Origin of the sequence: Clostridium thermobutyricum DSM 4928 (assembly GCF_002050515.1) — a bacterium.
Taxonomy (GTDB): Bacteria; Bacillota; Clostridia; order Clostridiales; family Clostridiaceae; genus Clostridium; species Clostridium thermobutyricum.
On the sequence record NZ_LTAY01000021.1, the window covers coordinates 55,701 to 69,268 of the forward strand.

The window sequence follows — 13,568 nt, forward strand, 5'->3', positions numbered from 1 at the left end:
AGATATAAGAAAAATGCAAAACATCGATTCTATAGGCTTAATGCGAATTATAAGTATAAAGCTAAAATTAAAAGCTGATAATGAGATAAAAAGTCTAGGTATTAATTCTCAGCAAGGAAGAATGATAAGATATATATATGAACATCAAAATGATGGATTAATACAAAAAGATATTGCAGAAGCTTTTAATAGAAGAAGTGCAACTATTACAAGTATGCTTCAAGGATTAGAAAAAAAAGGATACATAGAACGTAGGATTCCAAAAGATAATGAAAGACAAAAGAATATCTATGTATTAAAAAAAGGTGAAGATTTAATTTCAGATACAGAAAAAGTGTTTTCTAATCTTGAAAAAGAAATTTCAAATATATTAACTAAAGAAGAAGCAGAAACTTTTAATAGATTACTTATAAAATTAAATAACGCTTTATAAAATATGATAGCAATTGCTATCGTATATTAAAATAGTTAGAATTCTAACAGTAAGAAATTAAACTAAAGGAGAAGATTAATGGAAAATACAAATGAATATTATTTAAAAGAAGCACCAATAAAAAAAGCAGTTAAGCATCTTTCAATTCCAATGATGCTAGGACTATCTATTGGAACAATATATAATGTTATAAATGCTTATTTTATAGGACTTCTAAGAAATACAGATATGCTTTCAGCAGTAACACTAGGGCTTCCTATATTTATAGTTTTAATGGCAATTGGAAATATGTTCGGAGTTGGTGGAGGAACATTTATAACAAGACTTATTGCTAAAGATGAAATAGATAAAGCTAAAAATATAGCAAGTTATGTTATATATTCTAGTTTTATATTTAGTATCATTGTTGCAGTTTTAGCGATTATATTTATAAATCCTATAACTAGTTTATTAGGAGCAAGTGGAAGTGTATTTGAAGTAACTAAAAAATACATAATAGCGTGTTTAGTACTTGGATTTATGGTAGTTATAAATTTTGCATTAGAACAAATAGTTAGATGTACTGGAGCTTCTAAAGAATCTATGTATGGAATGGCTATAAGTGCTATTGTTAATTTAATATTAGATCCATTATTAATATTAGTATTTCATTTTGATTTAGTAGGAGCAGCTGTTGCAATGTCTGTAGCCAACTTAGCTTCAGCAATTTATTATGCTTATTATCTACAAAGAAAAAGTGAAAAGCTAAGAAATTTCTTTAGAATAAGAAAAATTTCATTTAAAGATAAAATTGAAATTTATAAAATAGGTGTACCAGAATTAATTCAAATGTCATTTATGCTTGTAACAACATTATTATTAAATAACTTCTGTATGGAATATGGTGATAGTGTTACAGCTAGTATTGGAATAGCATTACGTATTGTACAAGTTCCTGAATTTTTAAGCATGGGAATAGTTTTAGGTGTAATTCCTTTATTAGCATATAATTATTCTAGTGAAAATTTTAAAAGATTTAATTTAGGATTAAAATCAGGTTTTAAATATATAGCCTTAATATCAGTTTTCTTTTTTATAGTAGTTTTTATGCTTAGAAAAGAAGTTGTAGGACTTTTTACAAGTAGTAATGAAGTAATAAGAATTGGAACTTATATTCTTACAGCTATGCTAGTTTCACAATTATTTAATGGAATTGCAGGATTGTTCTTAGGAATATTCCAAGCATCAGGTAAAGGAACACCTACAACTATTATAGCAATAGCGCAAGGAGTATTATCAATTCCAGTAATTATAATAGGACATAGTTTCTTTGGACTAGATGGAGTAATTTGGTCAACTACAGTAACTGAACTTATTACATTTGTTTTAGGAAGTGTAATGTTTTTAATAGTATTTAATCCTTTCAAATCAAAAAAGATTTGTAATGAAGTTGCCTAGATAAAATATAGTTAAAATAATTGAAAAAAATATAAATATGGACTATAATTATTGAAACTTTAGGAGGATAACTAATATGAATAAAGGGCAAGAACAATTTTTTAATTTCATAATGGAAAGAGTAACAGAAGAAGGAAGAAAAGAAGCAGAAGAATTACTTAATGAATCTTTTTAAAAACAAGCTAATGGAACTTTTAATGAAGAGTACATGAAAGCTTTTATACCTAAAATGCTAGGATTATTAAAACCAGAATGTGTTGAAGAAGTAAAAAATATTATGATGAATCATAAAGCTTAATAAATATATTTATAAAAAATATAAATTGAAATAGTAGGTTTAAACTTTAGGTTAAATCTACTATTTTTTTGTGATAAAATGGGAAAATATATAATTAAAATTGTTTTTGAAAAAGTCTAGAAATCAAGTGTGTTTTATTTATTTTGTAGATAATATTTTATAAAAATAAAAGAAAGATAATAATGGGGACAATTAGTTTAATAATAAGAGGGATATTATGAATTTTATAAAACCAAATAGATTACAAAAAGGCGATAAAATTGCAGCAATAAGTTTATCTTGGGGTGGAGCAGGAGACAAAGAAATTCTTTGGAGATATAATTTAGGTAAAAAGAGATTAGAAGAGGAATTTGGGATTATAGTAGTTGAAATGGAGAATACATTAAAAGGGAGTAAATATATTTATGAACATCCTGAAAAAAGGTCAGAAGATTTAATGAATGCTTTTAAAGACAAGAGCATAAAATGGCCAAAAGAAAATATATGGAGAAATGCAATATTATTTTTAGAAACATCAGAAGAGATGCCAGAATTAAATCATTTTGAACGTTTGATTAGAAATTATGGCTCACAAGGAATTTTAGAAAAAATCAATGGAATAATAATTGGAAAACCTTATGATAATAAATATTATGATGAATATAAAAATATAATTTTAAAAATTGTTAGAGATGAATTAAAATTGAATGATTTACCAATAATGTACAATATGAATTTTGGTCATACATCACCTATGATTACTATACCTTATGGAGCAATAGGAGAAATAGATTGTGATAAATGAGAATTTTCAATATTAGATTTAGGAGTAGTTTAAACTTAGAATTAAAACACTATAAGTTGAAAAAAGTTAGAATAAATATATAAATTAGACAACATTTATTTAAAATAGAGCAGATTTTGGCTTAGAAAATTACTATGTTTTTAATTACAATAGTATCCTAAAAGAAACTATACCACTTAAAAGTGCTTACTATACGGGATATAATATATGAGTTAATATTGTCTTGTGAAAAAAATTTAAAGGAGACGATAATAGATGAATGAAGTAGTACAATTTTTAAATGAAAGTCCAATAGTATATTTTTCAACAATAGGAGTAGATGGTAAACCTAAAGTTCGTCCATTTCAATTTATGCTTGCAGAAGAAGGGAAAGTATTCTTCTGTACTAGCAATCAAAAGGATGTATTTTCAGAAATTGAAAAAAATAAAAATATAGAATTATGTACAATGAATAGCAAAAATGAATGGATTAGAATAAATGGGAAAGTAGTATTTTCAAATGATATGAAAATAAAAGAGAAAGTCCTAAATAGTAGTGAACTTGTAAAGAACATATATAAATCAGCTGATAATAAAATATTTGAAGTATTTTATATAGATGATGCTAAAGCAACAATATATGATTTTTCAGGAAATCCTCCAAGAAAATATACTTTTTAATAAAATAAATATAGATTTGTTCAAATAACAAAATAGTTTTTAAAATAAAAATAGGCAATTATAAATTGCCTATTTTTATTTTATTTCAACTTTATAATTTATTTTTTACATTCAAAGACCTAAGAGATAAATTAAGCCTTTCTAAATTATAAATCTAATATATTTTTAGTTTAAATTACTATATAAGATTAATTAGAATCAGTACATAAATATTTGTTCTTATAATAATTTCCCCAATCAACCATAGAATCAAGAATAGGCTTTAAACTAAGGCCTGTCTCAGTTAAAGAATATTCAACTTTAGGTGGAACTTCAGGATAGACTTTACGGTGTACAAGTCCCTTTTCTTCCATTTCTCTTAAGTTTTGAGTAAGAACTTTTTGTGTGATATTATTAAGAGATTTTTTCAATTCTCCAAATCTTTTTGTTCCAGTAAGTAAATCACGAATTATAAGCACTTTCCATTTGTTACCTATAAGATGAAGAGTTATTTCTACTGGACAATCTGGAAATTCCTTTGACATGTTTAGCATCCTTTCTAATACTATTTTTAATAATTATGAGCTATAATTACTATTTATTTAATATAAGATTTATTATAAATAGAAAAATATTAAATTACAAATTTAAAGATATTATATAAAAATATTTAAGATAGAAATATAAAATTTATTAAAATTAATAGAAATCAAAAGTAATTTAAAGAAAAACGTCAGGAAAATATTTACAATTTAATGAAAACAAGAATTTTGAAATTTGCTATGAATAATTTGTTTAAATATAATAATTTACAAAACAGAGTAAAATAGTCGGAAAAGCGATGATAAAGAAGAGTAATTATAGTGAGATTTAAAGAGAGGAGGTTTTAAGCTGAAAGACTTCTATTTAAGCTATAGTGAAAGTGCACTTTTGAGCAAATGATTTGAATTTAAGTAGGGTCATTACGGTTCGCCGTTTATAGGGAATTGAGGGGGATTTTTAATCTAATTTGAGTGGAACCACGGAGTACATAGCTTCGTCTCATTAATTTAATGAGATGAAGCTTTTTTATTTTAAGGAGGAGGTTATATGCAATTTGATGTAAATTTTATGATTGAACAAATTCCAAATTTTATTCATGCAACTTTTATAACTTTAGGCCTTGGAGTATTAGGAATTGTTTTTTCAGTTTTAATTGGAGTTTTATTTAGTAATATTTTATTTTTTAAAGTAAAAATATTAAAAAATATTGTTAAAGGCTATGTAGAGCTATCAAGAAATACTCCTCTATTAATTCAATTGTTCTTTTTATACTATGGATTAACTAAACTTGGCTTAAATATAAGTGGTTTTATGTGTGGAGTAATAGGTCTTACTTTTTTAGGTGGAAGTTATATGACTGAAGTTTTTAGAGGAGCACTTGAAGGAGTTTCAAAAGGACAAGAAGAAGCTGGATTAAGTATAGGATTAAGCAAGGCTAAAGTATATAGATACATTATTTTTCCGCAAGCTTTTTCTTTAGCTATTCCAGGATTACTAGCCAATGTACTTTTTTTATTAAAAGAAACATCAATAGTTGGATGTATAGCAGTAGGTGAATTAATGTTTTTAACTAAAGATATTATAGGGATGTATTATAAGACAAATGAGGCTTTATTAATGCTTGTAATTTTTTATCTTATAATATTGCTTCCAATATCCATATTTGCATCTATCTTAGAAAGGAGGATGAAATATGCTTAGTGGAGATTATAGAGTAATTTTTGAAGGAAATAATTTAGAGAGAATTTTTGAAGGGCTACTTGTAACTATAAAAATTGCTTTTATATCAGTAATTATAGCTATAATTTTAGGAGTATTATTTGGAGTTATAATGACTGTTAAATCAAAAATTATAAGAGCTATAAGTAGATTTTATTTAGAGGCAATGAGGATAATCCCTATTATAGTTTGGCTTTTTATAGGATACTTTGGAATTGCTTCTACCTTGAATATAAATTTAGAAGCTGAAACAGTTTGTATAATTGTATTTTCTCTTTGGGGAATTGCTGAAATGGGAGATTTAGTGAGAGGTGCAATTGAGTCTATTCCTAAGCATCAAATTGAGGCAGGACAATGTTTAGGACTTAGTAAAATTCAAATTTATAGATATATATTAGTTCCGCAGGGAATAAGAAGAGTAATTCCTGGTGCTATAAATCTTTCTACAAGAATGATTAAAACAACTTCTTTAGTAGTTTTAATTGGAGTAGTTGAAGTAGTTAAGGTTTCACAACAGATAATTGAAACTTCAATTTTAAATGCACCTAAAGCTTCATTCTTTATATATGGATTTGTATTTATTCTTTATTTTATAGTTTGCTATCCAATATCAATCTTGGCAAATATAGCAGAGAAAAAATTAGAGTATTAAGAGGTGTATTATGGTAAAGACAATTTTAAAAATTGAAGGTTTAAAGAAAAGCTATGGAGATTTAGAAGTTTTAAAAAATATAGATTTAGAAGTAAAAAAAGGTGAAGTAGTTGTTATATTAGGACCATCAGGATGTGGAAAAAGTACACTTTTAAGATGTTTAAATGGTCTTGAGAATATACAAGAAGGAAAAATATCTTTTGATGATGGGGAAGGCTTAAAAGAAGTTAAGAGCTGGGATAAGCTTAGAGGAAAAATAGGAATGGTTTTTCAAAGCTATGAGCTTTTCCCGCATATGAAAGTTATAGATAATATAATTCTTGGACCTGTTAAGGGACAAGGAAGGAATAAAGAAGAAGTAATTAAGGAAGCTGATTTGCTTTTAAAGAGAGTAGGACTTTATGAAAAAAGAGAAAGTATGCCAAAAGAGCTTTCAGGGGGACAAAAACAAAGAGTTGCAATAGTTAGAGCTCTTTGTATGAAGCCAGAGGTTATGCTTTTTGATGAGGTTACTGCAGCTCTTGACCCAGAAATGGTAAGAGAGGTTTTAGATGTTATATTAAATCTTGCAAAATCAGGAATGACTATGCTTATAGTTACTCATGAAATGGAATTTGCAAAGGCTGTTGGAGATAAAATAATTTTTATTGATAATGGAGATATATGTGAAAGTGGAACAGCAGAAGAATTTTTTACAAGTCCAAAAACTAATAGAGCAAAAGAGTTTCTTAATATATTTAAATTTTAATAATAAAGGGGAAATAAAAAATGAAGAGGTTAAAAAATTTAAAAAAATTAATTGCATTAACAGCAGTAGCTATTTTATCAATAGGAATTTTTGCTGGATGTGGTGCAAGTAAAGATAGTGAAACAGGAGCTATTGATAAGATAAAAGAAAATGGAAAAATAAAAATTGGAGTATTTAGTGATAAGCCACCTTTTGGTTTTGTTAATGAAAAAGGTGAAAATGATGGATTTGATGTTTATTTAGGAAAAAGACTTGCAAAGGACCTTTTAGGAGATGAAACAAAGGTGGAATTTGTTCTTGTAGATGCAGCAAGTAGAGTTGAGTTTTTACAATCAAATAAAGTAGATGTTATTTTAGCAAACTTCACAGTGACACCTGAGAGAAAAGAAAAAGTAGATTTTGCAGACCCATATATGAAAGTTTCATTAGGAATTGTATCTAAAGATGGAAAAATAACTGACCCAGAACAGTTAAAAGGTAAAAAATTAATTGTTAATAAAGGAACTACAGCAGATGCTTATTTTACAAAAAATTATGAAGATATAGAATTAGTAAAATTTGATCATAATACAGAAGCTTTTGAAGCTTTAAAAGATGGAAGAGGAGATGCTTTAGCACATGATAATACACTTTTATTTGCTTGGGCTAGAGAAAATAAAGGATTTAATGTAGGAGTTAAATCACTTGGTGGAGAGGACACAATAGCACCAGCTGTTAAAAAAGGAAATGAAGAGTTATTAAAATGGATAAATGAAGACTTAGCTAAATTAAAAGATGAAGGATTCTTTAAAGAAAGCTATAATGCTACTTTAAAACCTGTTTATGGAGAAGATGTTAATCCAGAAGATGTTATATTCTAAAAATAATTAGATTATGAAAAACTTTAGATTAATATTTAGTCTGTATCGATACATTTGTAAAGAATTTCTATTTGCCGTATGATATAGAAAAAGTTTTAAGGAGGCATTTTAATATGGAAAGAAAAGACGTAAACAAAAACTTAGCTCAAATGTTAAAGGGTGGAGTTATTATGGATGTCACAACTAAAGAAGAAGCAATAATTGCAGAAAAGGCTGGAGCTTGTGCTGTAATGGCTCTTGAAAGAGTTCCATCAGAAATAAGAAAACAAGGTGGAGTTGCAAGAATGTCAGACCCTAAAATGATAAAAGAGATTCAAGAAGCAGTTTCAATTCCTGTAATGGCTAAAGTTAGAATAGGTCATTTTGTGGAAGCGCAAATATTAGAGGCATTGAAAATTGACTTTATTGATGAAAGTGAAGTATTAACTCCTGCAGATGATAAATATCATATAGCAAAAACAGATTTTAAAGTTCCTTTTGTTTGTGGAGCTACTGATATTGGAGAAGCATTAAGAAGAATAGGTGAAGGAGCTTCTATGATAAGAACAAAAGGTGAAGCTGGAACAGGAGATGTTGTACAGGCTGTTAAGCATATGAGAACTATGAATACTCAAATAAAAGAAATTGTTAAAGCTGATAAAGAAGAACTTATGACTATTGCCAAAAATTATGGAGCACCTTATGAAATAGTAAAATATGTTCATGAAAATGGAAAACTTCCTGTAGTGAATTTTGCAGCAGGAGGAATTGCAACACCAGCAGATGCTGCACTTATGATGCAATTAGGATGTGATGGAGTTTTTGTAGGTTCAGGTATTTTTAATTCAGGAAATCCAGAAAAGAGAGCTAGAGCTATTGTTCTTGCAACAACTTATTATAATGATCCTATTAAACTTGCAGAAGTATCAGAAGATTTAGGAGAAGCAATGAGTGGTATTTCAGCAAGTGAAATAAAAGTTAAATATGAAAACAGAGGATGGTAAAATGAAAGTTGGAGTACTTTCACTTCAAGGAGGAGTAATAGAACATAAAAAAGCAATAGAAGCTTTAGGACATACTCCAGTTGAAGTAAAGAAGGAAAGTGATTTAGATTATTTAGATGCAATAATATTACCTGGAGGAGAAAGCACAACTATAAGTAAACTTTTAAAAGTTACAGGACTTATTAATCCACTAAAAAATAAAATAGAAAATGGATTAAAAACATGGGGAACTTGTGCAGGATTAATATTATTAGCAAAAGAAATAGAGGGAGAAGAAGGCCATTTAAAGCTAATGGATATAAAGGTTAAAAGAAATGGCTTTGGTTCACAAATAGATAGTTTTAAAGAAGAAAAAGTTATAGAAAAGATAAGCAAAGATAAAATAGAATTAGTATTTATAAGAGCTCCATATATAAGCGAAGTAGGTGAAGGAGTAGAAATACTTTGTACAGTTAAAGGAAAAATAGTAGCTGTAAAGCAAAAAAATATGTTAGGTACAGCATTTCATCCAGAGCTAACTAATGATACTAGAGTTTTAGAATATTTTTTAAATAGAATGTAAAACTAAAGGGAAGATTTAAAATCTTCCCTTTTTAAGTTTGAAATTAAATAGATTTTATGAGTTAATTTAAATTGAAATAATTAGATATTTTAACAAAAGAAAAAAGTTTAGAAAGGGTGTGATTATGATTAAGAATTTGCCTTTTATAATATTTGGAGGAATAATTATAATCTTAGGAGTGGCAGTTACTTTAAGTAGTGGAAGTTATAAAGGCTCTCAAAAGTATATAGATAGTTATTTGCAAAGTATTAATTTTGATAATACAAAAGTCTTAACTGGAGAAGAGATAAAAACTATAGATATTGATAATGATGCAAAGGTTATAATTTGGATTGAAAATGGAGAATCGATTAAATTAAGCTTTATAGAAAAATCCTTTAATAATTGGAACAACATAGACACTAAAGGAGTAGAAAATAATGCTACAACTTATGTAAATTTTAATTCAGTAAGTAAAAAGTATGATAAATTAGGAGTTTTAATATCTGTTATAAAAAATAATAATGAAAACTTTAATAAAGCAGTTTTAAATAATAATAAAAATATGAGTATAGTTAAGTTTAAAGATTATACTATAATTTATTCTTGTGAAAATATTGAAAGTTTTAATAAAAAACCTGAAATAAAGCTATATAATGGCGATAATTTAGTGAAGGAGTTAAATGAACAAAAATATATAAAAGAATAAATTGAGATTTTTGGTCAATATATTTTATATAATAAATTTATAAAAAAAGTATATAGAAAATTAGAATAATAGCTCTAGTAAATATAATTAGTTGTTTATAACTAATTATATTTAACTAGAGCTTTTTTATAAATTTTTATAATTATTGAATAATGATGTTATAAATCTATCTTAGTTAAATCATTTGGAACTAAAATAGTACCATTAAATTCTTCTTTTCCTTCTTTAATATAAAGTTCTTCTCTATTAAGGATATTTTTATCTTCTGTATGATAAAGAAGAATAGTTTTTACCTTAAGCTCTCTAGCATTTATACATGCATCTTTAACAGTTGCATGATGCTTTTCATAAGGCTTAAATTCATCTTTTTCTGAATAAAGACAAAAAGCTTCATGTAAAAGATAATCTACTCCAAAAGCATAAGATTTTAAATCCTTATTATAAGGCTCATCACCTAAGAAAGTTAATGTTTTACCATTTTCTAATTCAACCTTAAAACCAAATTGAAGAAGTTTAGTGCTTTTTATAGCAAAGAATACAGTTTTTCTATTTAAAATATTAAATTCAGAATTATTTTCTACTTCTATAAAATTTATTCTTTCTCCAAAAAGATTTAAAAATTTCTTTTGGAGAACTATTTTAGAAATATCTTTTAAAGCGTCTAAAGATGATTTGTGTCCATATATATTAAAAATTCCATCATATTTATTATTTAACATACTTTGTCCAACAGCACGTATAACCCATATTCCACCTAAAATGTGGTCATTATGATTATGAGAAATAAACATGTTATGTATATTTTGTATTTTAATATTCATTTTTTCAAGATGAGCTAAAATAGTGTTTCCACCACCTGCATCTACTAAAAAATGCTCATCTCCATTAGAAATTGTAAAACAAGTATTATAGCATTTTGTAACCATTGCAGAGCCAGTACCCAATATATTTAAAGTTTCCATTTAAAACACTCCTTTTATTATATTTAAATTAATATACGACTTCATTATATATTATAAAAATAAAAAAATTTTTAAAATAGATTTAAAATTAAGTAGTTTATGTTTTAAAAATGCTGTTTATGCCAGTAATATTGTATAAATTAACAGAGCGAATATAATAAAAGTATAGACAGGTTAACCTAAATAATAAGTGAGAAGAGAATTATGAAAGATAAAAATACTAAAATTAAATAATTCTAATAAGAGCTTTGGAGCTTTATTATAGAAAAAATCTAAAACACTTATAAAAATTAAACTGTAAGTGTTTTTAATTTAAATATCTGAAATTAATATAAAAGCTATATTAAGATAGAATATTAAAAAATTTTCAAATAAAGGTAATATTAATAGAATAATTAATAAAAATATAAGTATAATAGTAAAATTTAGTATTATAATAGATATAATATTTTATTCGCTAAGGAGTATTAGTTATATGGAAAACTTCATTATAGCTATAATGGTAGTAATTTTAATTATAGCTTTTTGTTATTATGAAAATAATTGGTTAAAGACAACAAAATTAAAAGTAAAATTAAATACAAAAAATAAAATAAAAATTGTTCAACTTTCAGATCTTCATAGCAAAAACTTTGGAAAAGACAATAAAGTATTAGAAAATAAAATAAGAAAGCTAAATCCAGATTTGATTTTAGCAACTGGAGATATAATAGATTCAAATTTAAAAAATTTAGACAATATATTAGACTTTATTATAAGGTTAAATAAAAGTATTAAAGTAGTTTATATTCCAGGTAATAATGAAAATAGATGCAAAAAATTAGAATATATTATAGATACATTAAAGGAAAATGGAGTAATTGCATTAAGAAATGAAATAACAGATATAAATATAAAAGGAGAGAAAATAAATATTCTTGGACTTGCAGAAAATATAAAAGGTAAAAGAGAAACTGGATTTAAAAGAATAAAGGAAACTTATCATCATCATGCAACAGAAGGATTATTTAAAGAGTTTGAAAAAAGAAAAGGATTAAAGTTAGTTTTAAGCCATTATCCAGAAAAATTTAAAGGTGACGGAAGATATTGTGATTATAACTTTCATTTAATGTTTTCAGGTCATGCTCATGGAGGGCAATTTATTCTTCCATTTGTAGGAGGTTTATTTGCACCAGGGCAAGGAATCTTGCCTAAATATTATGGTGGTATGTATGATGGAGAACACAATAAGTTAATAGTTAGTAGAGGTCTTGGAAATAGTGGCTTTCCATTAAGACTTTTTAATAGACCAGATGTTGTATATTTAGAAATATATAATTAATTTAGATAAATTCCATTAAGTAAAATAAACAAATTTTTTATATGAGAATAGTATATATCATAATAAATTAAGTAGAGTGATATATAATGTTTAACAGGTTAAAAAGAAATATTCAAAAATTATATAGTGCATTTTTAAAGACATATTCTAGCACGAGGTTTTTGATTATAATATTTGGAGTATGTCTAATATTAATTTCAATATCAGTTTTCTTTGATATAAATGAAAATGAGGGATTAATTACTATAAGAACTATATTTTCTTCTATAATTGGATTTTTAATAGAAATATCTAGTAGTAAAGTAATTTGTAATGATAGAACAACAATAATAAGAAATTATATTGTAGGTTCAGTATCACTTTTAATAGTTTTTATTTTAATACTAGCTATTATATATGATGTTTCACCTATAAATCCATCATTAGTGCTATTAAGAAATACATTATTTTCTTGTATAGGATTTTTAATAAGTTGCAGTAAATACTGTGAATCAGATCGTTAATAATAAAAAGACTTTTCTAATTGAAGAGTCTTTTTTTATTGTAATTTTAATAAATAAAATTAAAATAACTTACTTATGAGATAAATATAAGGAAATAAAAGGTTAATAGAATCAAAAGTAAAATTAAAAAATTATATTTGAAAATAAATAGATAAATCAAAAATATATTTTTAGAAAAAAATATAAAGTTTTTAATCAAAGTGAAAAAAAAGTATTAGATGTAAACGAATCCAAAAATTTTTTTAAAATTTTTTGAGAAAATAGCGGGTATAAATATGCAATGAGTATTTTTCTATAATTCAAAAAAATTTACTTTACGTAATTTTTTCGTAAGAATTTTACCATTAGAAAATTAAAATAAATTGTTAAGTGGAAATTTAAAATTGAATTAAAAAAAAATAGATAAAATTATAAAATAAAATTTAAAAAAGCATAATTAAACAAATTAATAGTTAAAAGCATTTTTGTTAAATGAAATATATTTAAGTAGCTTAAAAATAAAATTAAATTTAAAAAATTGGGTATAAATATGAAAGTTTCTCATTGTAACTAAAAGATTACATTTTTAAATATAACTTAATTAGAATTTCAGAAAAAGTATATTATCGAAATTTTCTGAAAATAGAACATTGTAATTTAATGTAATTCAAAATAAAAAAATAAAAGGATAAAAAGGTTGAAAATGAGAGAAAAGTGAAGAAATTAGATTATAATTTATTTAAATAATATAAAATAATACAAAATTAATAAAAATAGATTAATTTGAAGTTTAAATTTTGAAAATAATAGTTATATAATGAATTCATAAAGTGGCTCGCAAATATTTCCTTTATTAATAAAGAAATATGAACGAAGACAGTTTATATAAACAATATTAAGTAAAAAAATTATTAAATCCTTTATTAGTAAAATAATGGAGAGTTGAATAAATATATCT

Annotated in this window: 15 protein-coding genes and 1 other annotated feature; of the genes, 13 read left to right on the forward strand and 2 right to left on the reverse strand. The window is 25.1% G+C overall.

Features of this window, described 5'->3' with window-relative positions; genetic code table 11:
- Window positions 1-13 precede the first annotated feature (13 nt).
- From CLTHE_RS02605 to CLTHE_RS02625, 4 genes are all read left to right on the forward strand, one after another.
- Entirely contained in the window at window positions 14-433 is a 420-nt protein-coding gene (locus tag CLTHE_RS02605; protein WP_080021879.1) for a MarR family winged helix-turn-helix transcriptional regulator, read from the forward strand.
- Between the two features lie 78 nt (window positions 434-511).
- A complete protein-coding gene (locus CLTHE_RS02610; protein ID WP_080021863.1) occupies window positions 512-1,870 on the forward strand; it encodes an MATE family efflux transporter in 1,359 nt (452 codons plus the stop codon).
- 512 nt (window positions 1,871-2,382) lie between these two features.
- Window positions 2,383-2,952, forward strand: a complete 570-nt coding sequence (locus tag CLTHE_RS02620) for a S66 peptidase family protein (RefSeq protein WP_207651185.1) — start codon at window positions 2,383-2,385, stop codon at window positions 2,950-2,952.
- A gap of 255 nt (window positions 2,953-3,207) precedes the next feature.
- Entirely contained in the window at window positions 3,208-3,612 is a 405-nt protein-coding gene (locus tag CLTHE_RS02625; RefSeq protein ID WP_080021865.1) for a pyridoxamine 5'-phosphate oxidase family protein, read from the forward strand.
- Window positions 3,613-3,800: 188 nt separating this feature from the next.
- Here CLTHE_RS02625 and CLTHE_RS02630 read toward each other — a convergent pair whose 3' ends face one another.
- Window positions 3,801-4,136 carry a winged helix-turn-helix transcriptional regulator gene (locus tag CLTHE_RS02630; RefSeq protein WP_080021866.1) on the reverse strand — a complete coding sequence of 112 codons (336 nt, stop codon included), beginning with the start codon at window positions 4,134-4,136 and terminating at the stop codon, window positions 3,801-3,803.
- Window positions 4,137-4,423: 287 nt separating this feature from the next.
- Window positions 4,424-4,638, forward strand: a binding site (T-box leader).
- Window positions 4,639-4,680: 42 nt separating this feature from the next.
- On the opposite strand from CLTHE_RS02630, the gene CLTHE_RS02635 reads away from it, so the two are divergent.
- The 7 genes from CLTHE_RS02635 to CLTHE_RS02665 all read left to right on the forward strand — a co-directional run bounded on the left by CLTHE_RS02635 (window position 4,681) and on the right by CLTHE_RS02665 (window position 9,845).
- A complete protein-coding gene (locus CLTHE_RS02635) occupies window positions 4,681-5,334 on the forward strand; it encodes an amino acid ABC transporter permease (protein WP_080021867.1) in 654 nt (217 codons plus the stop codon).
- The gene (locus CLTHE_RS02640; protein WP_080021868.1) at window positions 5,327-6,004 is read left to right on the forward strand and encodes an amino acid ABC transporter permease; all 678 of its coding nucleotides are present in this window, start codon (window positions 5,327-5,329) and stop codon (window positions 6,002-6,004) included. The genes CLTHE_RS02635 and CLTHE_RS02640 overlap by 8 nt, the downstream gene beginning before the upstream one ends.
- Before the next feature lie 10 nt (window positions 6,005-6,014).
- Window positions 6,015-6,752 (forward strand): amino acid ABC transporter ATP-binding protein, encoded by a 738-nt coding sequence (locus tag CLTHE_RS02645; RefSeq protein WP_080021869.1) that lies wholly within the window; start codon window positions 6,015-6,017, stop codon window positions 6,750-6,752.
- A 20-nt stretch (window positions 6,753-6,772) separates the two neighbouring features.
- Complete coding sequence (locus tag CLTHE_RS02650; RefSeq protein ID WP_080021870.1) at window positions 6,773-7,612, forward strand: cysteine ABC transporter substrate-binding protein; 840 nt, start codon at window positions 6,773-6,775, stop codon at window positions 7,610-7,612.
- Window positions 7,613-7,725: 113 nt separating this feature from the next.
- Window positions 7,726-8,595, forward strand: a complete 870-nt coding sequence (gene pdxS / locus CLTHE_RS02655) for a pyridoxal 5'-phosphate synthase lyase subunit PdxS (RefSeq protein WP_080021871.1) — start codon at window positions 7,726-7,728, stop codon at window positions 8,593-8,595.
- Between the two features lies 1 nt (window position 8,596).
- Entirely contained in the window at window positions 8,597-9,157 is a 561-nt protein-coding gene (gene pdxT / locus CLTHE_RS02660; RefSeq protein ID WP_080021872.1) for a pyridoxal 5'-phosphate synthase glutaminase subunit PdxT, read from the forward strand.
- A gap of 124 nt (window positions 9,158-9,281) precedes the next feature.
- Complete coding sequence (locus CLTHE_RS02665) at window positions 9,282-9,845, forward strand: hypothetical protein (protein ID WP_080021873.1); 564 nt, start codon at window positions 9,282-9,284, stop codon at window positions 9,843-9,845.
- A gap of 158 nt (window positions 9,846-10,003) precedes the next feature.
- Here the strand turns inward: CLTHE_RS02665 and CLTHE_RS02670 are convergent, their stop codons facing one another.
- Window positions 10,004-10,807 (reverse strand): MBL fold metallo-hydrolase, encoded by an 804-nt coding sequence (locus CLTHE_RS02670; RefSeq protein WP_080021874.1) that lies wholly within the window; start codon window positions 10,805-10,807, stop codon window positions 10,004-10,006.
- A gap of 475 nt (window positions 10,808-11,282) precedes the next feature.
- Between CLTHE_RS02670 and CLTHE_RS02675 the strand changes: the two genes are divergently transcribed.
- Together CLTHE_RS02675 and CLTHE_RS02680 are read left to right on the forward strand one after the other, a co-directional pair.
- Complete coding sequence (locus CLTHE_RS02675; RefSeq protein ID WP_080021875.1) at window positions 11,283-12,128, forward strand: metallophosphoesterase; 846 nt, start codon at window positions 11,283-11,285, stop codon at window positions 12,126-12,128.
- Window positions 12,129-12,214: 86 nt separating this feature from the next.
- Window positions 12,215-12,631 (forward strand): hypothetical protein, encoded by a 417-nt coding sequence (locus CLTHE_RS02680; protein WP_143324018.1) that lies wholly within the window; start codon window positions 12,215-12,217, stop codon window positions 12,629-12,631.
- Window positions 12,632-13,568: the final 937 nt, after the last annotated feature.

Excerpts from the sequence above, each read along its gene's own strand:
- CLTHE_RS02605 (WP_080021879.1), top strand. The coding sequence starts at position 14 with ATGCAAAACATCGATTCTATAGGCTTAATGCGAATTATAAGTATAAAG.
- CLTHE_RS02610 (WP_080021863.1), top strand. The coding sequence starts at position 512 with ATGGAAAATACAAATGAATATTATTTAAAAGAAGCACCAATAAAAAAA.
- CLTHE_RS02625 (WP_080021865.1), top strand. The coding sequence starts at position 3,208 with ATGAATGAAGTAGTACAATTTTTAAATGAAAGTCCAATAGTATATTTT.
- CLTHE_RS02630 (WP_080021866.1), bottom strand. The coding sequence starts at position 4,136 with ATGTCAAAGGAATTTCCAGATTGTCCAGTAGAAATAACTCTTCATCTT.
- CLTHE_RS02635 (WP_080021867.1), top strand. The coding sequence starts at position 4,681 with ATGCAATTTGATGTAAATTTTATGATTGAACAAATTCCAAATTTTATT.
- CLTHE_RS02640 (WP_080021868.1), top strand. The coding sequence starts at position 5,327 with ATGCTTAGTGGAGATTATAGAGTAATTTTTGAAGGAAATAATTTAGAG.
- CLTHE_RS02645 (WP_080021869.1), top strand. The coding sequence starts at position 6,015 with ATGGTAAAGACAATTTTAAAAATTGAAGGTTTAAAGAAAAGCTATGGA.
- CLTHE_RS02650 (WP_080021870.1), top strand. The coding sequence starts at position 6,773 with ATGAAGAGGTTAAAAAATTTAAAAAAATTAATTGCATTAACAGCAGTA.
- pdxS (WP_080021871.1), top strand. The coding sequence starts at position 7,726 with ATGGAAAGAAAAGACGTAAACAAAAACTTAGCTCAAATGTTAAAGGGT.
- pdxT (WP_080021872.1), top strand. The coding sequence starts at position 8,597 with ATGAAAGTTGGAGTACTTTCACTTCAAGGAGGAGTAATAGAACATAAA.
- CLTHE_RS02665 (WP_080021873.1), top strand. The coding sequence starts at position 9,282 with ATGATTAAGAATTTGCCTTTTATAATATTTGGAGGAATAATTATAATC.
- CLTHE_RS02670 (WP_080021874.1), bottom strand. The coding sequence starts at position 10,807 with ATGGAAACTTTAAATATATTGGGTACTGGCTCTGCAATGGTTACAAAA.
- CLTHE_RS02675 (WP_080021875.1), top strand. The coding sequence starts at position 11,283 with ATGGAAAACTTCATTATAGCTATAATGGTAGTAATTTTAATTATAGCT.
- CLTHE_RS02680 (WP_143324018.1), top strand. The coding sequence starts at position 12,215 with ATGTTTAACAGGTTAAAAAGAAATATTCAAAAATTATATAGTGCATTT.